The sequence below is a fragment of the Streptomyces sp. NPDC006235 genome (assembly GCF_040613735.1).
Lineage (GTDB): Bacteria > Actinomycetota > Actinomycetes > Streptomycetales > Streptomycetaceae > Streptomyces.
Map to the genome: position 1 here is coordinate 1 of NZ_JBEXSR010000002.1, position 22,286 is coordinate 22,286.

Sequence of the window (22,286 nt, forward strand, 5' to 3'; positions counted from 1 at the left end):
CCTCGGTTGCCTCGCCGTTCAGGGCGATGGCGTACATCTCGTCCGCGTCGAGGCGCCGCAGCTCCTCGGCGATGAGCTCGGAGGTGGCACGGACCTTCAGGGCGAGGGTGCGCGACGGCTGGCCCGGCAGGGTCAGCGTGGCCAGCGGTCCCTCGGGGCGGTCGATGACGATCTCGCCGTTCTCCGTGCCCAGCCGTACCGCCGTCACGACCGGCCCGGCGGTGACCACCCGGTCGACCCGGACGTGCAGCCGCGCCTCCAGCCAGCGGGCCAGCAGCTCGGCGGCCGGGTTCTCGGCCTCGGCCTCCACGGCCGCCGAGATCACCTTCGCCCGGGCCTGGTCCAGCGCCGCCGCCAGCATCGAACGCCAGGGGGTCAGCCGGGTCCAGGCGAGGTCGGTGTCACCCGGCGCGTAGGAGCGGACCCGGGTCTCCAGCATCTCCAGGGGGTTCTCCACCGCGTACAGGTCGGTGATGCGCCGCTGGGCCAGCGCCCCGAGCGGGTCCTTCGAGGGCACCTCCGGCGCCTCCATCGGCCACCACACCACCACCGGGGCGTCCGGCAGCAGCAGCGGCAGCACCACCGAGTCGGCGTGGTCGGACACCTCGCCGTAGGTCCGCAGGATCACCGTCTCGCCGGTGCCGGCGTCGGCGCCGACCCGGACCTCGGCGTCCAGCCGGGACTGGGTGCGGTCGCGCGGGGTGCGGGCGTGCCGCTTGATGACGACCAGGGTGCGCGAGGGGTGCTCGTGCGAGGCCTCCTCGGCCGCCCTGATCGCGTCGTAGGCGTTCTCCTCGTCCGTGACGATCACCATCGTCAGGACCATGCCCACGGCGGGCGTGCCGATGGCGCGGCGGCCCTGCACCAGCGCCTTGTTGATCTTGCTTGCCGTGGTGTCGGTCAGGTCGATCTTCATGGCCTGCGCCAGCTCCGTCCGTCTCGTGCGAGCATCTCGTCGGCTTCCGCGGGTCCCCAACTGCCCGAGGTGTACTGCGCGGGCCGGCCGTGCGTGGCCCAGTACTGCTCGATCGGGTCGAGGATCTTCCAGGACTCTTCCACTTCCTGGTGACGGGGGAACAGGTTCGCGTCGCCCAGGAGGACGTCCAGGATCAGCCGTTCGTACGCCTCGGGGCTCGATTCGGTGAACGACTCGCCGTAGGCGAAGTCCATCGTCACGTCGCGGATCTCCATCGACGTACCCGGCACCTTGGAGCCGAACCGCACCGTCATGCCCTCGTCCGGCTGGACGCGGATGACGATCGCGTTCTGGCCCAGCTCCTCGGTCGCCGTGGAGTCGAAGGGGGAGTGCGGGGCCCGCTGGAACACCACCGCGATCTCCGTCACCCGGCGGCCCAGCCGCTTGCCGGTGCGCAGGTAGAACGGCACGCCCGCCCAGCGGCGGTTGTCCACCTGGAGCTTGATCGCGGCGTAGGTGTCGGTCGTGGAGGCCTGGTCGATGCCCTCCTCCTCCAGATAGCCGCGGACCTTCGTGCCGCCCTGCCAGGCCGCCGCGTACTGCCCGCGCACGGTGTGCCGGCCCAGGTCCTCCGGCAGCCGCACGGCCCGCAGCACCTTCAGCTTCTCGGTGAGCAGCGACGCCGCGTCGAAGGCGGCGGGCTCCTCCATCGCGGTGAGGGCCATCAGCTGCAGGAGGTGGTTCTGGATGACGTCACGTGCGGCGCCGATGCCGTCGTAGTACCCCGCGCGACCGCCGATGCCGATGTCCTCGGCCATGGTGATCTGCACGTGGTCGACGTACGACCGGTTCCAGATCGGTTCGAACATCTGGTTGGCGAAGCGCAGCGCCAGGATGTTCTGGACGGTCTCCTTGCCGAGGTAGTGGTCGATACGGAAGACCTGCTCCGGGTCGAACACGTCGTGCACGATCGCGTTCAGCTCGCAGGCGCTGTCGAGGTCGTGTCCGAACGGCTTTTCGATGACCGCGCGGCGCCAGGAGCCCTCCTGGGCGTCGGCCAGCTTGTGCTTCTTCAGCTGCTGGACGACCTTGGGGAAGAACTTCGGCGGCACGGAGAGGTAGAAGGCGTAGTTGCCGCTGGTGCCCCGGGAGGCGTCCAGCTCCTCGACGGCGGAGCGCAGCTGCTTGAACGCCGTGTCGTCGTCGAAGTCGCCCGGGATGAACCGCATGCCCTCGGCGAGCTGCTGCCAGACCTCCTCGCGGAACGGGGTCCGCGCGTGCTCCCGGACCGCGTCGTGCACGACCTGCGCGAAGTCCTGGTCCTCCCAGTCCCGGCGGGCGAAACCCACCAGCGAGAAGCCCGGCGGCAGCAGGCCGCGGTTGGCCAGGTCGTACACCGCCGGCATCAGCTTCTTGCGGGACAGGTCACCGGTCACACCGAAGATGACGAGCCCGGACGGGCCCGCGATCCTGGGCAGACGGCGGTCGCGCGGGTCGCGCAGGGGATTGTCGAAGTCGGTGCCGGTGTACTGCGGGCGCGATGTGGCCCGGCCGCTCACCCCGGTCTGCTCGACCCCGGCGGCCTCCTGCGCCGCCCGGGCCTCCTTGTCCTCCTTGGTTGCGATGGTCTCCTGCTCGGCCGTCTGGGGGATGCCCTCAGTCATTCCGCGTCAACTCCCTTGCTGTTCAAGGACTTGGTGACCGCGTCCAGCAGGTCCTGCCAGGCCACCTCGAACTTGGCGACGCCTTCGTCCTCCAGTTGCCGCACCACCTCGTCGTAGGAAATGCCGAGCCGCTCGACGGCCGCCAGGTCGGCACGCGCCTGGGCGTAACCGCCGGTGACGGTGTCGCCCTGGACGTCACCGTGGTCGGCGACGGCGTTCAGCGTGGCCTCCGGCATGGTGTTGACCGTGCCGGGGGCGACCAGTTCGTCCACGTACAGGGTGTCCTTGTAAGCGGGGTCCTTCACACCGGTGGAGGCCCAAAGGGGGCGCTGCCGGTTCGCCCGGGCACCGCCCAGGGCCTGCCAGCGCGGCCCGGCGAAGACCTGTTCGTACGCCTCGTAGGCCAGTCGCGCGTTGGCCAGGGCCGCCCTGCCCTTCAGGGCGAGGGCCTCGTCCGTGCCCAGCAGCGTCAGCCGCTTGTCGATCTCGGAGTCGACCCGGGAGACGAAGAAGGACGCGACCGAGTGGATGGCCGACAGGTCGAGACCGGCCGCCTGCGCCTGCTCCAGACCGGCGATGTAGGCGTCCATCACCTCGCGGTAGCGCTCCAGCGAGAAGATCAGCGTCACGTTCACGCTGATGCCCGCGCCGATCACCTCGGTGATCGCCGGCAGGCCGGCCTTCGTCGCCGGGATCTTGATCATCACGTTGGGGCGGTCCACCAGCCAGGCGAGCTGCCGGGCCTCGGCGACGGTCGCCGCCGTGTCGTGGGCCAGCCGCGGGTCGACCTCGATGGACACCCGGCCGTCCCGCCCGCCGGTGGCGTCGTACACCGGCCGCAGGACGTCGGCCGCGGCGCGGACGTCGGCCGTCGTCATCATCCGGACGGCCTCGTCGACGGTGACGCCCCGCACCGCCAGGTCGGCGAGCTGCTCCTCGTAGCCCTCGCCGGAGCCGATGGCGGCCTGGAAGATGGACGGGTTGGTGGTGACGCCGACGACGTTCCCCGTCGCCACGAGCCCGGCCAGGCCGCCGGACTCGATCCGCCGGCGGGACAGGTCGTCCAGCCAGATCGACACGCCCTCGTCGGACAGGCGCTTGAGTGCTCCCGCGCTCGCGGTCGCTTCGGTCACAGTGATCATCTTCTTTCGGGCGGTCGGATCAGCCACGAGCCGCGGTCAGGGACTCGCGGGCGGCGGCGACGACGTTCTCGGGGGTGAAGCCGTACTCGGCGAACAGGGTCTTGGCGTCGGCGGAGGCGCCGAAGTGCTCCAGGGACACGATGCGTCCCGCGTCCCCCACGAACCGGTGCCAGGTCAGGCCGATACCGGCCTCGACCGCGACCCGGGCCCTCACCGACGGCGGCAGGACGCTCTCGCGGTACGCCCGGGGCTGCTCCTCGAACCACTCCACGGACGGCATGGACACCACCCGCGTGGGCACGCCCGCCGCCTGGAGCTGCTCACGGGCCTCGACGGCGAGCTGCAGCTCGGAACCGGTGGCGATCAGGATCACCTGCGGCTCGCCGCCTTCCGCCTCGGCCCGCACATAACCGCCGCGGACCACGTCCGGGTCCGGCTCGTACGTGGGCACGCCCTGACGGGTGAGCGCGAGACCGTGCGGGGCCGGGTCGGTGGTGTGCCGCCGGAGGATCTCGGCCCAGGCGAGCGCGGTCTCGTTGGCGTCGGCCGGGCGTACGACGTTCAGGCCCGGGATGGCCCGCAGCGCGGCCAGGTGCTCCACCGGCTGGTGGGTCGGGCCGTCCTCGCCCAGGCCGATGGAGTCGTGCGTCCACACGTACGTCACGGGCAGCTGCATCAGGGCCGACATCCGGACGGCGTTGCGCATGTAGTCCGAGAACACAAGGAACGTGCCGCCGTAGATGCGCGTGTTGCCGTGCAGGGCGATGCCGTTCATCTCCGCGGCCATGGAGAACTCACGGATGCCGAAGTGGATCGTCCGCCCGTACGGGTCGGCCTCCGGCAGCGGGTTGCCCTTCGGCAGGAAGGACGACGTCTTGTCGATGGTGGTGTTGTTCGAACCGGCCAGGTCGGCCGACCCGCCCCACAGCTCGGGGACGACCGCGCCGAGGGCCTGGAGCACCTTGCCGGACGCGGCACGGGTGGCGACCGCCTTGCCCGGCTCGAACACCGGCAGGGCGTCCTCCCAGCCGACGGGCAGCTCGCCCTTGCTGACCCGGTCGAACGTGGCGGCCCGCTCCGGGTTCTCGCCGCGCCAGACGGCGATCCGCTTGTCCCAGGCGGCGTGCGCCTCGGCACCCCGGTCCAGGGCCCCGCGCGTGTGCGCCATCACCTCGTCGGCGACCTCGAAGGTCTTCTCCGGGTCGAAGCCGAGGAGGCGCTTGGTGGCGGCGACCTCGTCCTCCCCGAGCGCCGAGCCGTGGGAGGCCTCGGTGTTGCGCGCGTTCGGGGCCGGCCAGGCGATGATCGTGCGCATCGCGATGATCGAGGGGCGCCCGGTCTCGGCCTGAGCCTCCTTCAGCGCCGCGTACAGCGCGTGCACGTCGACGTCGCCGTCCTCTAGCGGCTCGATCCGCTGGACGTGCCAGCCGTACGCCTCGTACCGCTTCAGCACGTCCTCGGAGAACGCGGTCGCGGTGTCGCCCTCGATGGAGATGTGGTTGTCGTCGTAGAGGAAGACCAGGTTGCCGAGCTTTTGGTGGCCGGCCATCGAGGAGGCCTCGGCGGAGACGCCCTCCTGGAGGTCGCCGTCGGAGACGATGGCCCAGACGGTGTGGTCGAAGGGGGACTCGCCCTCGGGGGCCTCGGGGTCGAACAGGCCGCGCTCGTAGCGGGCGGCCATCGCCATGCCGACCGCGTTGGCGACGCCCTGGCCGAGCGGGCCGGTGGTGGTCTCCACACCGGCGGTGTGCCCGTACTCGGGGTGGCCGGGCGTTTTCGAGCCGTGCGTGCGGAACGCCTTCAGGTCGTCCAGCTCCAGCTCGTAGCCCGCGAGGTACAGCTGCGTGTAGAGGGTCAGCGACGTGTGACCGGGGGAGAGGACGAAGCGGTCACGGCCGGTCCATTCCGGATCGGCCGGGTCGTGCCGCATCACCTTCTGAAAGATCGTGTAGGCGGCCGGCGCCAGGCTCATCGCGGTGCCGGGATGGCCGTTTCCGACCCGCTGGACGGCATCGGCCGCCAGCAGGCGGGCGGTGTCGACGGCACGCCGGTCGAGTTCGGTCCATTCGAAGCGGTCCGCTGTCTGCGTGCTCATCTTCAAGAAGTCCTCGATAGGAACGAAGTGGCTGGTCTGACGTCTTCAAATCTAAAAGTCTGACTTTTTCGAGGGAAGGTCGCCGTGTGCCAGCCTGTGGTGAAAGTGGGACACCCGCGGGCGGCGCGGCGCGCGAACGGGGCGGCATGAGGTGGACATGGTGGATATGACAGATATGGCAGACAGAGGCATCCAAGGCGGCGACGGGATCAGAACGTTCCCCTTCCCGGTCGAGCTGAGCGTCGGCGGCGTCGGCATGCAGGTCGGCCCGATGGGCACCGGCCGGACCTGGCACGCCGACGCGCCCCTGGAGCGCGTGCACCGCATCGACTTCCACGTCGTGCTGCTGTTCGGCGAGGGCCCGGTCCGGCACATGGTCGACTTCACCGAGTACGAGGCCACGGCCGGGGACCTGCTGTGGATCCGCCCGGGGCAGGTCCACCGCTTCTCCCGCACGAGCGAGTACCGCGGAACCGTGCTGACCATGCAGCCGGGCTTCCTGCCCCGCGCGACCGTGGAGGCCACCGGCCTGTACCGCTACGACCTGCCGCCGCTGCTGCGCCCCGACGCGGCCCAACTCGCCGGTCTGCGCGACTCGCTCGGTCAGCTCCGCCGGGAGTACGAGGACACGGACACGCTGCCGCTGAGCCTGCACACCGCCGTCCTGCGCCACTCGCTGACGGCGTTCCTGCTGCGGCTCTCCCATCTCGCCGCCAGTACGGCGGAGTCGGTGCGGCAGACGTCCGACTCCACCTTCACGCTCTTCCGGGACGCCGTGGAGAAGGACTTCGCCTCCAACCACAGCGTCAGCGCCTACGCCGACGCGCTCGGGTACTCCCGCCGCACCCTGGTCCGCGCGGTCCGCGGCGCGACCGGGGACACGCCGAAGGCCTTCATCGACAAGCGCGTGGTCCTGGAGGCCAAACGCCTCCTCGCCCACACCGACCTGCCGATCGGCCGGGTCGGCGCGGCGGTCGGCTTCCCCGACGCCGCGAACTTCTCCAAGTTCTTCCACCAGCACACGGACCAGACGCCGGCGGCGTTCCGGGCGGAACTGCGCTGAGGCGACGGAAGCTGAGGCCACGGAATCCGGGCAGCGAAAAGGGGCTCCACGCGCGCGTGGAGCCCCGTGCCGGGATCGTCAGTGCCCGAAGGTGAACCAGTTGACGTTCACGAAGTCCGCCGGCTGCCCGCTGGTGAAGGTCAGATACACGTCGTGCGTACCGGTCACGGCGCTGATGTTCGCCGGGATCGTCCGCCACGACTGCCAGCCGCCGGTGCTGCCCACCGAGAAGCTCCCGACGGGTGCGTTGCTGCGGCTGTCCAGCCGCACCTCGACCAGTCCGCTGACGCCGCCCGCCGCGCCGCTCGCGACCCGGGCGCCGAACTGCCGGGCAGCGGTGGAGCCGAAGTTCACGCCCTTGAAGTGCAGCCAGTCACCGTTGGCCAGCGAGCCGACGTTCTGGCCGCCGCCGGAGTCCGACGTCGTCTCCGTCATCACGCCGGACTGGCCGTCATAGGACTCGGCCTGGATGGGGGAGTAGGCGTCCCGGTTGCCGGTCGGGGGAGGCGTGGTGCCGCCACCGGACGACAGCACCTGGACGTAGTCGACGACCATCGCGTGGCCGGGCTGCGTCCCGGCGTCCGGCCCGCCGCCGAACGCGTCCGGGAAGCCGCCGCCCATCGCGACGTTCAGGATGATGAAGAAACCGTGGTCCGTGGCGTTGCGCCAGGTCGTCGCGTCGACCTGGTTGGCGCGCACGGTGTGGAAGTTGACGCCGTCGAGGTAGAAGCGGATCTCCTCGACGCTCGTCGAGCGGTCCCACTCCATCCGGTAGGTGTGGAAGCCGGCCTGGCAGGTGGTGCCCTGGCAGGTGGTCGAACTGCCGATGCCGCTCGTCTCGTTGCAGGGGCCGCCCGGCGAGGTGCCGCAGTGCATCGTCGCGAACACCGTGTTCTGGCCCTGGGTGTTCTCCATGATGTCCAGCTCGCCGACCGCCGGCCAGTTCCAGTAATTGCCTCGGTAGGGGGCGCCGAGCATCCAGAAGGCGGGCCAGTACCCCTTGGCCGCGGCCCCGGTGACGTTCGGCACCTGGATGCGCGACTCCACGCGGAGCTTGCCGCCGGCGGGGGGTTGGAAGTCGGTGCGGTTGGTCTCGATGCGGCCGGAGGTCCAGTTGCCGGCGCCGTCCCGCCGTGGGGTGATGCGGAGGTTGCCGTTGCCGTCGAGCGAGACGTTGTCCGGGCTGCTCGTCATCGTCTCGATCTCGCCGGTGCCCCAGTTGGCGGGGCCGCCCGGGTAGCCCTTGCCGGTCGCGTACTGCCAGTTGGAGGTGTTGACGCCGCTGCCGGCCGGGCCGTTGAAGTCGTCGAGGAAGACCTGGTTCCAGCCCGACGGGGGCGGCGGCGCGGAGGCGCTCGCGGAGTCAGTCGCGGCGGTGGCGGCGACCGCGGCGAGGCCGAGTGTGCTGACGACGGCGACGAGCGCCCGCCACAAGGGCCGCCGTGCACGGGGTCTGCCGGAGGTTTCACTCATGTGGGGATGCCTCTCGGGTACGGGTGCGGGGAGGTTGAGAGCGCTCTCAGAGTGCCGTCAATGTGCTCCACGCCACGCGGGTCGTCAAGAGGTAAAGCCGGGAAAAGTACGGGGCGGTTGATGAGTCCATGTTCTGAACGGGCTCTGCTGACCGGGTCGTTGGAGCCCGTTGTCAGACCCTCCTGCGATGCTCAGGGCATGGACGTCACCTTGCAGCTGACCATCGACTGCGCCGACCCGGCGAGACTCGTGACCTTCTGGACCGAGGCCCTCGGATACGTGCCCGAACCGGCCCCCGGCGGGCACCCCACCTGGCGGGCCTACTGGGCTGACCTGGGGGTGCCCGAGGAGGAACTGACCGAGGGGGTGGGGGAGACCCCCGAGTCGATCGTCGACCCGGACGGGCAGGGGCCCCGCATCTGGTTCCAGCGGGTGCCGGAGGGCAAGACCGTCAAGAACCGGGTGCATCTCGACCTGAAGGTCGGCGGCGGGAGAGGTGTTCCCCTGCCGGAGCGCACCCGGAGAGTCAGGGCGAAGGTGGACCGGCTGACCGCGGCCGGCGCGACGGTGCTGCGGGTCATGGACGAGCCGGACATGGACTACTACGGCGTCGTGCTGCGGGACCCGGAGGGCAATGAGTTCTGCGTGGCCTAGGGGAACACTCCTCGCCCCGGATTCGCCGCCTCAGGGCCGTTCCGGCCGCCACCCCAGAGCCCGGGAGATGCCGCGTGCCGCCACCCGTACCGCCGGGACCAGTACCGGCACCTGGGCGTCGGCCTGTGGCACCACGATGGACACGGCGGCGGTCACCGAGCCGTCCGCCGTGCGTACCGGCGCGGCCACCGACAGGGCGTCCTCCGTGACCTGGCGGTCGCTCACCGCCACGCCGGTCCGGCGCACTCCGGCGAGCTCCCGCCGCAGCCGCGCCGGGTCGGTGATCGTGTACGGCGTGAAGGACGCGAGGGTGCCCGCGCAGTACTCCTCCTGGAACTCCGGATCGCCGTGGGCCAGCAGGGCGAGCCCGACCCCGGTGGCGTGCAGCGGCCACCGCGCGCCGACGCGGATGTGCACGCCGACCGCGGAGCGCCCCGACAGCCACTCGATGTAGACGACGTCCGAGCCGTCCCGCACCGCCAGTTGCACGTTCTCGTGCGTCGCCTCGTACAGGTCCTCCAGGTACGGCAGCGCGATCTGCCGCAGGGCGAGGCCGCGCGGCGCCAGTGCGGCGATCTCCCACAGCCGGAGCCCGACGTGGTAGACGCCGGACTCGTCCCGTTCCAGGGCGCCCCACTCGGTGAGCGCGCCCACCAGCCGGTGTGCGGTGGTCAGGCTCAGCCCGGCCCGCCGGCTGATGTCCGTCAGGCACAGCGCCGGATGCTGGTGGTCGAAGGCCGCGAGGACGGACAGCAGCCGGTCGGTCGCGGTGGGGGCACCCCCGGTGCGAGCGGGGTCGAGGTCTCGGGGCAGAGCGGTCATGGCCGGCTGTCTTCCGGGTGGGCGAGGTCGTAGGGGCGGGGGTAGGCGGCCGGGCGGTACGGGACGTAGCGGGGGTCCGCCGTCGGATCCGCCGCCGTGGCACGGGAGTTGAGGGCGGCGGGCGAGGTGTCCCAGCGGCCCGTGTCCAGGCGGTGCTCCAGGGTGTGCAGGGCGGCCAGGGTCTCGCCGGGGGTGAACGTGCAGTGGCCGGGGGCGTCGACGTAGGCCTGGCGGAACAGCGGTGCGGAGCCGGCCGCGGTCGCCGCCCGCCGGTAGGCGCTCTCCGCCTGCACCGGTATCAGCGCGTCACCGGTCGTGTGGATGTTCAGCTGGGGGTCGGCCAGCCGGCCGGAGAGCACGCTGGTGTTCCGCATCCACCGCACGGCCGGCGGATCGGCGGAGATCCGCGGTGCCCGGCCCAGGGCCGAGAGGTCGGTACGCAAGGACAGCCCCGCCTCCTTGTAGAGCTCCTTCACTTCTTTGTACAGCGGGGAGCGGCCGAGCATGGCGGTGTAGTCGACACCGGTGTTCCACGACGGGTTGCCGCCCGCCCGGGTCTCGGCCTCCTGCCGCCAGCTGAACGCGGGCATCTGGAGCAGGCCCCGGACGGCGGTGTACTGGTTGGCCTGCTGGGTTTCCCAGTCCGAGGGGCCCGGTTCGGTCTGTGAGGCGTCGTTGTAGCCGGGGATGTTGTGCAGGGCCGCGGCCAGGGCGATACGAGCCCGGCCCTCCGGAGTGCGCTGGGCGGCGTCGACCTTCGAGGTGAGCGCCTTCCCGGCGGCGACCGCCTCCGGCTGGCCGGCGAAGCCCGCGAGCCGGATCCCGGAGTCCGGCGCGAGGAGCGTGCGCAGCGCGAACACCGGGTCCAGGGTGCTGTTCCAGTTGGCGACGCCGCCCTGCACCAGCCCGCACATCGACAGCGAACCGTCGAACCGGCCGGCGTGCCGCTCGGCGAGCATCGTGGTGACGAAGCCGCCGTACGAGGTGCCCCAGGCGAGGGTCCGCCGGGCCGCCCCGAACTTCTCGGTGAACAGGTCCAGCGTGGCGAGCTGGTCGGGCACCGCCTCGGTGACGGCCCAGCCGTTCGTCGCGTACGAGGAGCCGATCAGGGCGTAGCCCTCGGCCAGCAGCCTGTCCCGGGCGGCCGCACTCGGGGTGTTCTCGGCCCGCTTGGGGGATCCGGCGGGGGCGTAGCCGTGGCTGTACAGCAGCACCGTGCCGTTCCAGGACACCGGGACGTCCATCACGTACGCGGCGCCGGAGGAAAGCTCGCCCTCCAGGTGGGTGCCGGTGGCGCCGGCGGCCTGCGCCGGCAGTGCGGTCGCCACGGACAGGCAGGCCGTCAGCAGAGCGAGGCGGATCCTCAACGCGGGGTCCCTTCCAGGGTGGGGGCGGTGGCGGCGGGGGAGTCCAGGGCGTCGGTGTGTGTCTCGCGCAGTCGCCACACGGTGACGGCGGTGATCGCCGCGCCCGCGCACAGCAGCAGCGAGACGGGCGTGCTCCCGCCCCCGTACGAGGCGAGGAGGCTGCCGGCGATGAGCGGGGAGAAGCCGGCGCCGATCAGGGTGGCCGCCTGGTAGCCGAGGGAGGCGCCGGTGTAGCGGACGCGGGTGCCGAACATCTCGGTGAGCAGGGCGCCGAGCGGCCCGTACATCGTGGACTGGGCGACGCCGTGACCGAGGGCGAGGGCGAGGATCAGCAGTCCGGGCGAGCCGGAGTCGACCAGCGCCAGCACGGGGAAGGCGAGCGCGGCGGAGGCGACCGCTCCGGCGAGCACGACGGGCCGGCGGCCGACCCGGTCCGACAGCGCGGACGCGGCGGGCAGGACGACGAGGGCCACGCAGGAGGCGAGGGTCACCGCGGTCAGCACCTGCGGGCGGGTGTACCCCTCGTCGACGGCGTAGGAGATCATGAAGCTGGTCAGCAGTGACTGCGTGGTGAACGCGCCGATGCCGACGCAGGCGGCCAGCAGCACGGGCTTCGGGCGGCGCAGCACCTCCAGGATCGGCGGCTTGTCCATCGGTTGCCGCTTGACCTGGGCGAACAGCGGGCTCTCGGCGACCTTGAGGCGCACGAACAGCCCGACGGCCAGCAGCACGATGCTCAGCAGGAACGGCACCCGCCAGCCCCAGGAGCGGAACTCGTCGTCGGGCAGACCGGCGACGAGGGTGACCACACCGGCCGACAGCACGGAACCGAGCGGGGCACCGAGCTGGGTGAAGCTGGACCACAGGCCGCGCCGGGAACCCTGCGTGTGCTCGGCGTGCTCGACGACCATGAGCATCGCGCCGCCCCACTCGCCGCCGATCGCGATGCCCTGCACCACGCGCAGGGCGACCAGCAGAATCGGGGCCCAGACGCCGATCGCGTCGTAGGTGGGCAGCAGGCCGATGAGGAAGCTGCCCGAGCCCATCAGGACCATGGTCAGCAGCATCATCGACTTGCGGCCGATCCGGTCGCCGAAGTGGCCGAAGACGATGCCGCCGAGCGGGCGGGCGAGATAGCCCGCGGCGAAGGTGCCGAACGCCGCGATGGTGCCGACCGCCGGGTCGGCCCGGGGGAAGAACAGCTCGCCGAAGACGAGCGCGGCGACCGTGCCGTAGACGAGGAAGTCGTAGAACTCGACGGCCGTGCCGAGCAGGCCGGAGACGGCCACGCGGCGCAACTGCCGTGAATCGGGGGCGGGTTGAGCGGCAGAAGGGGATGGCTGCACGGGAGCTCCCTGGGGACGGGTCTCGGTTGGCCGATGAAGCTATGCATCTCCCGTGCGGCCGTCAATCATTTGCACAACATCAGTTCAGTCCGTCCTCGGCGATCCGCAGCAGCAGCGCGTGCAGCGCGTCCCGCTCGGCCGGGTCCAGCGGGCCCAGAAGCTCGTTCGTCACCCGCTGGCCGGCCTCGTCGGTGTCGCGCAGGAACACGCGGCCCTTCTCGGTCAGCACGACGATCCGGCTGCGGCGGTCGTCGGGGGAGGGGCGGCGCTCGGCGAAGCCCTGCTTCTCCAGGTCGTCGACCAGGCCGACGATCGCGCTCGGGTCGTAGCCGAGCCGGGTGCTCAGCTCGCGCTGGAGGACGCCCTCGGAGGTGGCGAGGAAGCGCAGCACCGCGTAATGGCGCAGACGCAGGCCCGACTCCTGGAGGCAGGCGTTGAAGAGCTGTCCCGAGCGCAGGCCCAGGCGGTACAGGAGGTAGCCCGTGTCGGCGTGCAGCCCGCGCATCCACGGCTCGTGGGCGTCGATGGGGGCCGGGTTGGTGGCGTGCTGGCGGCTGATGGCGGGCTCCCTGGTCGCGGCGATTTCCGGTGCTGGACACAGTCTGGCGCACCCCACGGTCGGCAACAACTATTGACGTCAACAATTATTGCTCTTAGCTTCGATCTCGTAGCCGCCCCATGCGACTCGTAGCCGCACCCCATGCGAAGGGACTCACCCGTGCCCACCATCGATCTCACCGGCAAGGCCGCCGTCGTCACCGGAAGCGGCCGGGGCCTCGGCCTCGCCTACGCCCACGCCCTGGCCGCCCACGGCGCCTCCGTGGTCGTCAACGACGTCGACGAGGCGGTGGCCGAGGCGGCCGTGAAGTCCATCACCGAGGCGGGCGGCAAGGCCGTGGCGGAGGTCGTCCCGGTCGGTACGGCCGAGGCGGCGGACCGGCTGGTCGCCCGCGCGGTCGAGGAGTTCGGCCGGCTGGACGTCCTCGTCACCAACGCCGGCATCCTCCGCGACAAGGTGCTGTGGAAGATGACCGACGAGGACTTCGACGCGGTGATCACCACCCATCTCAAGGGCACCTTCACCTGCGCCCGCGCCGCGGCCGTCCGGATGCGCGAGCAGGGCGAGGGCGGCTCGCTGATCCTGGTCGGCTCCCCGGCCGGCCAGCGCGGCAACTTCGGCCAGACGAACTACGCCGCCGCCAAGGCCGGCATCGCGGCGATGGCCCGCACCTGGTCCATGGAGCTGGGCCGCGCGAACATCACCGTCAACGCGATCGTGCCGGTCGCCGCGACCGCGATGACCGAGACGATCCCGGCCTTCGCCCCGTACATCGACGCCATGAGGAACGGCGAGCCGCTGCCGGACTTCCTGCGCAAGGGCGAGGGCTTCGGCACCCCCGAGGACTGCGCCGCCCTGGTCCCGTTCCTGGCCTCCGAGGCCGCGCGCGGCGTGACGGGCCAGTGCATCGGCATCGGCGGCGACAAGGTGGCACTCTGGTCGCATCCGCAGGAGATCAGCGCGGCCTACGCCGACGGCGGCTGGACCCCCGGCACCCTCGCGGACGCCTGGCCCACCTCGGTCGGTGCCGAACTCCAGTCGGTCGGCATCCCGGCGCCGAAGTTCCCGGAGGCGTGATGGACCTGAACGACCTCGTCGCGATCGACGTCCACACGCACGCGGAGGTGTCCTCCAAGGGCCACTCCTCCCTGGACGACGACCTGCACGACGCCTCCTCCGCCTACTTCAAGGTCGAGGGCAAGCGGAAGCCGACCCTGGAGGAGACCGCCGCCTACTACCGCGAGCGGAAGATGGCCGCCGTGATCTTCACGGTCGACGCCGAGTCCGCCACCGGCACGGCGCCCGTCCCCAACGAGGAGGTCGCCGAGGCCGCCGCCGCCAACGCCGACGTCCTCATCCCCTTCGCCTCCATCGACCCCTTCCGCGGGAAGGCGGGGGTGAAGCAGGCCCGGCGCCTGGTCGAGGAGTACGGGGTGAAGGGCTTCAAGTTCCACCCCAGCATCCAGGGCTTCTTCCCCAACGACCGGTCGGTGGCGTACGACCTCTACGAGGTGATCGAGGAGACCGGCACCATCGCCCTGTTCCACACCGGCCAGACCGGCATCGGCGCCGGCGTGCCCGGCGGGGGCGGGATCAGGCTCAAGTACTCCAACCCGCTGCACGTGGACGACGTCGCCGCCGACTTCCCGCACCTGAAGATCATCCTGGCGCACCCGTCGTTCCCCTGGCAGGACGAGGCCCTGGCCGTCGCCACGCACAAGCCGGGCGTGCACATCGACCTGTCCGGCTGGTCGCCGAAGTACTTCCCGCCGCAGCTCGTGCAGTACGCGAACACGCTGCTGAAGGACAAGGTGCTCTTCGGCTCCGACTTCCCCGTCCTCACCCCCGACCGCTGGCTCGCCGACTTCGACAAGCTGACGATCAAGGAAGAGGTCCGGCCGAAGATCCTCAAGGAGAACGCCGCCCGTCTGCTCGGGCTGACGAAACCGTAAGGGGCGTGACATGCGCAACGAGGGACTGGGGTCATGGCCCGCACGCCGGGCCCGCAAGACCCCGCACCGCACCGCCCTGATCCACGGCGACACCACCCACACCTACGCCGGCCTGTACGACCGCACCACCCGCCTCGCCCACGCCCTGCGCGACAGGGGCGTGCGCCGTGGCGACCGCGTCGCCTACCTCGGCCCGAACCACCCCTCCTACCTGGAGACCCTGTTCGCGGCCGGCACGCTCGGCGCGGTCTTCGTCCCCCTCAACACCCGTCTGGCCGGCCCCGAGATCGCCTACCAGCTCGCCGACTCCGGCGCCAAGGCCCTCCTCTACGGCCCCTCGCACGCCGGTCTCGTCGCGGGACTGCCGGGCAGTGCGGACGTGCGCATCTATGTCGAAACGGGAGCCGAGTACGAGGAGGCGCTGGCCACCGCCTCCCGGGAGCCCATCGACACGCCGGTCGCCCCGGACGACACCTGCATCATCATGTACACCTCGGGCACGACCGGCCGCCCCAAGGGCGCGATGCTCACCCACGGCAACCTCACCTGGAACGCGATCAACGTCCTCATCGACCACGACCTGGTCGCCGACGAACGCGCCCTGGTCTCCGCCCCGCTGTTCCACACCGCGGGCCTGAACATGCTGACCCTCCCGGTCCTGCTGAAGGGCGGCACCTGCGTCCTGGTCGAGGCCTTCGACCCGGACGCCACCTTCGACCTGATCGAACGGCACCGGATCACCTTCATGTTCGGCGTGCCCACGATGTTCGACCAGGTGGCCCGGCACCCGCGCTGGCCGGACGCCGACCTGTCGTCGCTGCGCATCCTGACCTGCGGCGGCTCCCCGGTCCCGACCCCGCTGATCGCGGCGTACCAGAGGCGCGGCCTGACCTTCCTCCAGGGCTACGGCATGACCGAGGCCGCCCCCGGCACGCTCTTCCTGGACGCCGAGCACGCCGTCGGCAAGGCGGGATCGGCGGGCGTGCCGCACTTCTTCAGCGACGTACGCGTCGTACGTCCGGACCTCGCGCCGGTCGACGTCGGCGAGGTCGGGGAGATCGTGGTGCGCGGGCCGCACGTCATGCCCGGCTACTGGGGGCTGCCCGAGGAGACGGCCGCGTCCTTCGCGGACGGCTGGTTCCGCAGCGGCGACGCCGCCCAGGTCGACGAGGACGGCTACGTCTACATCGTCGACCGCATCAAGGACATGATCATCTCCGGTGGCGAGAACATCTACCCGGCCGAGATCGAGGACCAGCTCCTCGCCCACCCGGACATCGTCGAATGCGCGGTGATCGGGGTGCCCGACGACAAGTGGGGCGAGGTGCCCCGCGCGGTCGTCGTACCCCGCGAGGGCGCCGCACTCGACCCCGACGAGGTGCTCGCGTCGCTCGCCGGCCGCCTCGCCAAGTACAAGATCCCGAAGTCGGTCGTGGTGGCGGACGAACTGCCCCGCACCGCCTCCGGGAAGCTCCTGAAATCCCGTGTGCGCAAGCGCTACGGCACCGACTCCCAGTGAAGGACGGCTCCATGAGCATCACCGTCAACGGCCTCGACGAACTGAAGAAGCTCGCGGGCAGCGACCTCGGCACCAGCGAGTGGATCGAGGTCACGCAGGAGCGGATCGACACCTTCGCCGACGCGACCGGGGACCACCAGTGGATCCACGTGGACCCCGAGAAGGCCAAGGAGGGCCCCTTCGGCGCCCCCATCGCGCACGGCTACCTCACGCTCTCCCTGTTCATCCCGCTGTTCACCGAACTGCTGGACGTCCAGGGCGTGACGACGAAGGTCAACTACGGCCTCAACAAGGTGCGTTTCCCCTCCCCGGTGAAGGTCGGCTCCCGCATCCGGCTGACGGCGAAGCTCGCCGAGGTCGAGGAGGTGCCGGGCGGCGTGCAGATCACCGTCGACGGCGCCATCGAGATCGAGGGCGGCGCCAAGCCGGCCGCGGTGCTCCAGAGCCTGTCGCGGTTCTACGCCTGAGGCCACCTACCCCTGGGGCTGCGGCCGCGCGGGCACCAGGTCGAGCAGGCGTTCCGAGGCGTCACGCGCGAGCGGTGAGAGCCGGTCGTGCACCGTCCGGAACGTCTTCTCGGCCTGTTCCGCCGGCCAGTCGTCCGGCAGGTGCTTGACGGGCAGGCGCGGATCGCGCCGGACGATCCGCAGCCACTCGGTCTGCAGCCGCAGCCGCAGCACGAGCGCGTCGTCGGCCTCCGGCAGCCGGTCCTCCCAGGACTGCCAGCGCCGTACGAACGCCTCGTAACGCCCGGCCAGGTCGGACAGCTCCCACGTCTCCTCGATCATCTGCCCGATGTCCATCCCGGCGTCGGCGTGCGCGCGGAAGACCTTCACATGGGCGGACAGACCGAGCTCGGCGACCAGCGCCGACACGTCGACCTCGCCCGGCGCGATCCACAGGCCGTTGAACAGCGGGCCGAAGCCGCTCCAGGTCAGCTGGGAGCGCAGGTCGTGGCGCTGGCGCTGCCAGGACTCGGGCAGGGAGAAGCCGAGCAGGGTCCAGGTGCCGTCCCAGTGCCGGTTGACGGCGCCGGTCTGCCAGATGCGCCGCTCGCCGTCGCGCAGCACGGCCTCCGAGCGCCCGGTCAGCCCGAAGTACATCCGGCGGCCCTCGCGCTGGCGGCGCAGCAGGTCACGGTTGACCATGCGGGTCAACGTCGAACGGGTCGCCTGCTCGCCGATCCCGGCGCGGGCGAACACGTCGATGACGCTGCCCGAGTACACGCACACGTCGCGTCCGAGCACCTGGTCGCCCAGGAACGTCAGCATGAGGGACTGGGGCCGCAGCGACTCTTCACCGGTCACGCGGCCCACCGTACCTCCGCCCGATCAGTCCGTGACCTGCCGGTACGCGTGCACGGCCGTCGTCACCGCGCACACGCCCGGCGGGATCATCTGCGTCCTCAGGGTGCCGCTGTTCGTGTCGTGGTCGACGCCCTCCGTCTCGAAGGCGCCCGTGCACACGCTGCGCTGCGGCAGTGCGAACAGGCTCGTCACCGTGCCGGTGACCGGCTGCCCGTCCGGCTTGCGGGGCAGGTCGACCTGGAGCAGCGGCCGGATCTGAGGGAAGAGGGCGCCCGAGGCGTCGTTCGAGGCGCACAGCAGGCGGGTGTCGGCGACGAAGTCGCAGCCCTGGATGTCACGCACCGGCTTGTCCAGGGTGATCTGCCCGGCCTCCTTCAGCTCACCGCCGGTGGGCGGCGTGGAGGGGTTCAGCAGGGGCGCCGGGAAGACCTGGAGCCGGTTCTGCGTGCCCCACTCGCCCGAGACCAGCCACTGACCGTCGGGCGAGACGGCGGCGAAAGAGTTGTTCAGCTTCTCGCCCGGGTTCAGCGGGTGGACGTACTCGTAGCGCTTCCCGGCCGGGGTGGTGACCGCGAACATCTTGGACGTGGCCGTGTCCGATCCCTGGTAGGCGTCGAAGACATGGCCGCGCGCGATGTCCGGGTCGCCTATGTGGTTCCAGCCCTTGACCCGCAGGTCCAACGGGATGGAGGCCAGCCCGCGGTACAGCAGGGAGCCGTCCGCGCGGCTGGCCAGGCCCTGCCCGCCGCCGAGGGTGTCGGTGTACGCCGCGCCGGTCTCGGCCCACTGCGGGGCACCGGCGGCCGAGGCCGTGCCGGCACCCAGCGTGAAGGCACCTAATAACGCGGTGGCGGTGAGCAGTTGGCGTCTCATCAGGTCAGGTACCTTCCACGTCGACGAATACCGGGTTCGCATAGAACCACGTATCCGCCCACGGGTCACCGTCCCCGGGTGCGTGCGGAACCGGCCCGTGCGGGTCGACCGAGGCGCCGAGGTAGCCGGTGCCGTTCCGGTTGCCGTCGCTGCCGCGCAGCCGGACGTAGAAGGACTCCTCGCCCGCGGTCAGCGGGATGCGCAGCGTGTAGGTGCCCGTGCGGCCGGAGACGTCCTGCGAGCGGACGACCCGGGTGTCGGGGGCCTTCCAGGTGTCGCGGTCGGCGACCGGGCCGCGCACCGCGCCGCGGATGACGTCCACGTGCGCCAACTCGGGAAGGATGCCCTGGGGGTTGGGCCGGGAGGCGGTCGTCACGGTGACGTTCAGGGTGAGCCTCTCGCCCTTGCGGACCCGCAGCCGGCCGCCCAGCGTCACGCCCCTGCCCCGGTCGCCGTCCCGCTTCAGCCGGACGTCGAGTCCGTCGAGCAGATGCCCGTGGTCGAGCCAGACCCGGCCCGCCCGCAAACCCGCCATGACCGCGCGGTAGCCGTAGCGGGTCACGCCCACGTGCGTACGGCTGAACTGCCCGGGCCAGAAGTCACTGCCCGGCTGCGGGGTGTCCGTGTTCACCGGGTCGGGCAGCTTCCCGGTGCTGTCGAAGGTCTGGCCGGGCTGCCAGTCGCCGTTCTTCCAGGTGTCGAAGACGATCCGGTGGGCGTCGGAGTTGGTGGTGACCGAGAACAGCCGCCCCTCGGCGAGCATCGAGTCCCACAGGCCGCCGACGGTGGCGGTCGCCCAGTCGAAGCCGCCGTACGTGAGGTAGGCGTCCGCCGGGTAGCCGGGCCAGGACTGCGCGGACGGCTTGTTCTCGTACTCGCCGCGGATCGAGGTGGCGCCGCGCCAGCCGGGTATGGCGGCGCCCTGGGCGCCCGGCGCGCCCTCCATGCCGATCATGATCCCGGGCGCCGCGTCCCGCCAGTCGCGCATCTCGTGCGGTGAGTCGATGCCCAGGCGCATGGGGTGGTTGGCGAGGACCAGCACGTCGTCGACGTAGCCCGAACGGCGCTGCTCCGCCAGCCACTTGAGCGCCTTGACGGCGTGTGCCTCGTTGCGGGCGGTGTCCGCGTCGGCGGGGCCGCCCTTGTCATAGCCGAGCAGTTTGCCGTCGTAGGCGCGCTCGAACCGGGTCAGCAGGTCGACCTCGTGCGGGCCGGGAGCGGTGAACACCGTGCAGTGCTCGGCCGCCGGGATGTACCACTCCAGGCCCTGGAAGATCAGCTGACGCGGGTTCTCGGCTCGGGCGTCCAGGATCTCCCGGTGCTCCAGCGCGGCCCCGAAGTCGGCGTGCCCGAAGTTGGAGTGCTCGGTGAACACCATCCAGTCCAGGCCGTACTTCGCGCCCGCGGCGGCCAGTTGGGAGAAGGTGTACTTGGCGTCGTGGCTGTAGACGGAGTGGATGTGGTGGTCGCCGACGAGGTAGGCGAGGCGGGGGTCCTCGCCGCCCGGCCGTCTGTCGCCGCCGTCGGCGGCCAGGGCCGGGGTCGCCGAAGAGCCCAGGGCGAACGCGGCGCCGAACAGGCCCGCGCGGCGCAGGAGCCCGCGGCGGGAGACACCCTGGGGATCGAGGGCGGCGGGGGAGACGGACGGGTCGGCCCAGGCGGGCAGCTGCTGCTCTGTCATGAGGGTTCCCCGGGAGGTCAGTGGTTCATGAAGGAGGTGACGGGCAGCGCCCGGGCGACGATCCGGACGTCGCCGAGCCGGCCGTGGAAGATCTGGTCGATCTTTCCGCCGTACTCGTAGCCGCCGAGCAGCCACGGCAGGCCGACGGAGGTGATGCCGACGGAGGGCGCCTTGGGGTTGCGGAGCACCGGGCAGCCCTCGACGTACAGCGTGGTGTGCCGGCCGTCGTTGACGACCGCGAGGTGCCACCAGGTCTCCAGCGGGGTCTCCTGGCCCCAGTTGGTCGCGATGCCCTGCTGGTTGAGCGGTCGCATCGCCCACTGCGGTTCGCGGTCGTTGGACAACGACAGCGTGGCCAGCGGCTCGTCGGGGTCGTCGGCGCTCTTGCCGGCGGCGCCGCCCGTGCCCGTGCGGCCGACCAGGCCCGACCAGGCGTGGTGGTCCGGGTCCCAGTCGGCGGGCAGCCGGTAGAACGCCTCGATGGTGTAGCCGTCCCGGAACGTGGCCGAGTTGAGCGGGGCCCCGTCGACCGTGCGCAGGTAGGCGCCCTTCAGCGGGGACTTGAAGCCCTGGAACTCCAGGCTGCCGTGGCCCGGCTGGTCGGGGTGGTGGTCCGCCGACCAGCCCAGCGCGCCGCCGCCCACCGTGACGAGCGAGAGGTCGTTGCCCCGCCCGGACAGGTCCCGGACCGTGCCGGCCGTGCCGTCGACGGGTTTGTCGAAACGCCAGTACGCCGCGGTGCCCGGGACCAGCAGCTTCGAGGCGGGCCGCGCCGGACGGGCGGGCACGGGCGCGAAGCCGGAGAAGCGCTCCTCGAAGTCGATCTCGACGGAGAACCGGTCGGCGTCGCCGCTCAGCTCCATCTCCTGCCGCTCCAGCTCGTTGAGCCCCTTCCCGGCCCGGCCCAGGATCCAGGGGGAGACCGTCTCCACGTCGATGACGTTGCGGTCCAGGTCGAACCGGTAGAGGCGGATCATCGCCGCGCCGCCGAAATAACGGTTCTGGTAGTTCGTCAGATGCAGATGGACGTCATGTCCGGCCGCGTTCTTGCGCGTCGCGCGGGCGGCGGGCCAGTAGTGCCCGTTGAGGGTGAGGAAGATCTGGTCGTGGTCCTCGATCAGCTGGTCCCACAGCTGCTGCCCGTAGGCCGACAACGAGTCGTCCTCGACGACCAGTTCGTGCGTCGTGAGGATCACGGGCGTCTTGGGGTGCCGCGCCAGGACGTCCTTCGCCCACGCGTACCCCTGCGGCGACAGCCGCCAGTCCAGCGCGAGCACCATCCACTGCCGGGCGCCCGCGGTGAACAGGTGGAAGGTGTTGTAGCCGTCCGGGGAGGCACCGCCGAACGTCCGCTGCCCCGTGAACCGCTCCGGCCCGAAGGCGTCCAGATACGGTGTCGCACCTCGCTGGTCGGTCGTCGACGACTTCACGTCGTGGTTCCCGGCCAGGACGCTGTAGCCGACGCCCCGCCGGTCCAGCAGCCCGAACGCCTCGCCGATCGCCGCGAACTCCTCCTTCGCGCCGTTCTGCGTGAGGTCCCCGAGGTGGGACAGGAAGACGAGGTTCTCCTCCTTGCCGTGCTCCAGCAGATAGCGCAGCGACGCCTCGACCGGTGCCCTGTCGATGCTCGGCCCGTCGAAGAGGTACTGCGTGTCCGGCATCACGGCGAGCGTGAAGCGGCGGCTGCGCGGGTCGGGGCGCGGGCTCGCCGGAGCCGCCCGGGCGGTGACGGCCGGCAGCGCGGCCACGGCCGTGGCGGTCGCGCCGAGCAGGGCGGTGGCGCGCAGGAAACCGCGTCTTCCGGCGCCGGCCTGGGGGGCTTCGCCCAGGTCGTGATCACGCGAAGTGCACAC

19 protein-coding genes are annotated in these 22,286 nt (G+C 71.3%); 6 read left to right on the plus strand and 13 right to left on the minus strand.

Features of this window, described 5'->3' with window-relative positions:
* The 4 genes from opcA to tkt form a co-directional block, all read right to left on the minus strand.
* Positions 1–916 (minus strand): glucose-6-phosphate dehydrogenase assembly protein OpcA (opcA, locus tag ABZ192_RS02185; protein WP_356922618.1); only part of this gene is annotated, 916 nt, incomplete at its 3' end.
* Positions 913–2,580, minus strand: coding sequence for a glucose-6-phosphate dehydrogenase (zwf, locus tag ABZ192_RS02190; protein WP_356922619.1), 1,668 nt, complete (start codon positions 2,578–2,580; stop codon positions 913–915). The genes opcA and zwf, both read right to left, overlap by 4 nt.
* Positions 2,577–3,722, minus strand: coding sequence for a transaldolase (gene tal / locus ABZ192_RS02195; protein ID WP_356922620.1), 1,146 nt, complete (start codon positions 3,720–3,722; stop codon positions 2,577–2,579). Before tal ends, zwf begins: the two co-directional genes overlap by 4 nt.
* A gap of 19 nt (positions 3,723–3,741) precedes the next feature.
* Positions 3,742–5,817, minus strand: coding sequence for a transketolase (tkt, locus tag ABZ192_RS02200; RefSeq protein WP_356922621.1), 2,076 nt, complete (start codon positions 5,815–5,817; stop codon positions 3,742–3,744).
* 175 nt (positions 5,818–5,992) lie between these two features.
* On the opposite strand from tkt, the gene ABZ192_RS02205 reads away from it, so the two are divergent.
* Positions 5,993–6,880, plus strand: coding sequence for an AraC family transcriptional regulator (locus ABZ192_RS02205; RefSeq protein WP_356922622.1), 888 nt, complete (start codon positions 5,993–5,995; stop codon positions 6,878–6,880).
* Between the two features lie 78 nt (positions 6,881–6,958).
* Here ABZ192_RS02205 and ABZ192_RS02210 read toward each other — a convergent pair whose 3' ends face one another.
* On the minus strand, positions 6,959–8,353 hold the full coding sequence (locus ABZ192_RS02210) for a glycoside hydrolase family 16 protein (RefSeq protein WP_356922623.1): 1,395 nt from the start codon (positions 8,351–8,353) through the stop codon (positions 6,959–6,961).
* Between the two features lie 198 nt (positions 8,354–8,551).
* On the opposite strand from ABZ192_RS02210, the gene ABZ192_RS02215 reads away from it, so the two are divergent.
* Positions 8,552–9,007, plus strand: a complete 456-nt coding sequence (locus ABZ192_RS02215; protein ID WP_356922624.1) for a VOC family protein — start codon at positions 8,552–8,554, stop codon at positions 9,005–9,007.
* Between the two features lie 30 nt (positions 9,008–9,037).
* On the opposite strand, the gene ABZ192_RS02220 is transcribed toward ABZ192_RS02215, so the two are convergent.
* From ABZ192_RS02220 to ABZ192_RS02235, 4 genes are all read right to left on the minus strand, one after another.
* Positions 9,038–9,829 (minus strand): IclR family transcriptional regulator, encoded by a 792-nt coding sequence (locus ABZ192_RS02220; protein WP_356922625.1) that lies wholly within the window; start codon positions 9,827–9,829, stop codon positions 9,038–9,040.
* Positions 9,826–11,196 (minus strand): DUF6351 family protein, encoded by a 1,371-nt coding sequence (locus tag ABZ192_RS02225; protein ID WP_356922626.1) that lies wholly within the window; start codon positions 11,194–11,196, stop codon positions 9,826–9,828. Before ABZ192_RS02225 ends, ABZ192_RS02220 begins: the two co-directional genes overlap by 4 nt.
* Positions 11,193–12,542 (minus strand): MFS transporter, encoded by a 1,350-nt coding sequence (locus ABZ192_RS02230; RefSeq protein WP_356922627.1) that lies wholly within the window; start codon positions 12,540–12,542, stop codon positions 11,193–11,195. Before ABZ192_RS02230 ends, ABZ192_RS02225 begins: the two co-directional genes overlap by 4 nt.
* Before the next feature lie 79 nt (positions 12,543–12,621).
* Complete coding sequence (locus ABZ192_RS02235; RefSeq protein WP_356922947.1) at positions 12,622–13,047, minus strand: MarR family transcriptional regulator; 426 nt, start codon at positions 13,045–13,047, stop codon at positions 12,622–12,624.
* A gap of 213 nt (positions 13,048–13,260) precedes the next feature.
* Here ABZ192_RS02235 and ABZ192_RS02240 point away from each other — a divergent pair, with 213 nt between their 5' ends.
* From ABZ192_RS02240 to ABZ192_RS02255, 4 genes are read left to right on the plus strand one after another with little or no spacing between them, the layout of a single operon-like run.
* Positions 13,261–14,178 (plus strand): SDR family oxidoreductase, encoded by a 918-nt coding sequence (locus ABZ192_RS02240; RefSeq protein ID WP_356922628.1) that lies wholly within the window; start codon positions 13,261–13,263, stop codon positions 14,176–14,178.
* The gene (locus tag ABZ192_RS02245) at positions 14,178–15,053 is read left to right on the plus strand and encodes an amidohydrolase family protein (RefSeq protein ID WP_086601287.1); all 876 of its coding nucleotides are present in this window, start codon (positions 14,178–14,180) and stop codon (positions 15,051–15,053) included. The genes ABZ192_RS02240 and ABZ192_RS02245 overlap by 1 nt, the downstream gene beginning before the upstream one ends.
* Before the next feature lie 10 nt (positions 15,054–15,063).
* Positions 15,064–16,572, plus strand: a complete 1,509-nt coding sequence (gene menE, locus ABZ192_RS02250; protein ID WP_356922629.1) for an o-succinylbenzoate--CoA ligase — start codon at positions 15,064–15,066, stop codon at positions 16,570–16,572.
* Positions 16,573–16,583: 11 nt separating this feature from the next.
* A complete protein-coding gene (locus tag ABZ192_RS02255) occupies positions 16,584–17,039 on the plus strand; it encodes a MaoC family dehydratase (protein WP_086854653.1) in 456 nt (151 codons plus the stop codon).
* A gap of 6 nt (positions 17,040–17,045) precedes the next feature.
* Here the strand turns inward: ABZ192_RS02255 and ABZ192_RS02260 are convergent, their stop codons facing one another.
* The 4 genes from ABZ192_RS02260 to ABZ192_RS02275 are packed head-to-tail and all read right to left on the minus strand — an operon-like array spanning position 17,046 to position 22,286.
* A complete protein-coding gene (locus tag ABZ192_RS02260) occupies positions 17,046–17,879 on the minus strand; it encodes a PaaX family transcriptional regulator C-terminal domain-containing protein (RefSeq protein WP_356922630.1) in 834 nt (277 codons plus the stop codon).
* A gap of 24 nt (positions 17,880–17,903) precedes the next feature.
* A complete protein-coding gene (locus ABZ192_RS02265) occupies positions 17,904–18,752 on the minus strand; it encodes a hypothetical protein (RefSeq protein ID WP_356922631.1) in 849 nt (282 codons plus the stop codon).
* 4 nt (positions 18,753–18,756) lie between these two features.
* Positions 18,757–20,433 (minus strand): PHP domain-containing protein, encoded by a 1,677-nt coding sequence (locus ABZ192_RS02270; protein ID WP_356922632.1) that lies wholly within the window; start codon positions 20,431–20,433, stop codon positions 18,757–18,759.
* Positions 20,434–20,450: 17 nt separating this feature from the next.
* A complete protein-coding gene (locus tag ABZ192_RS02275; protein WP_356922633.1) occupies positions 20,451–22,286 on the minus strand; it encodes a LamG-like jellyroll fold domain-containing protein in 1,836 nt (611 codons plus the stop codon).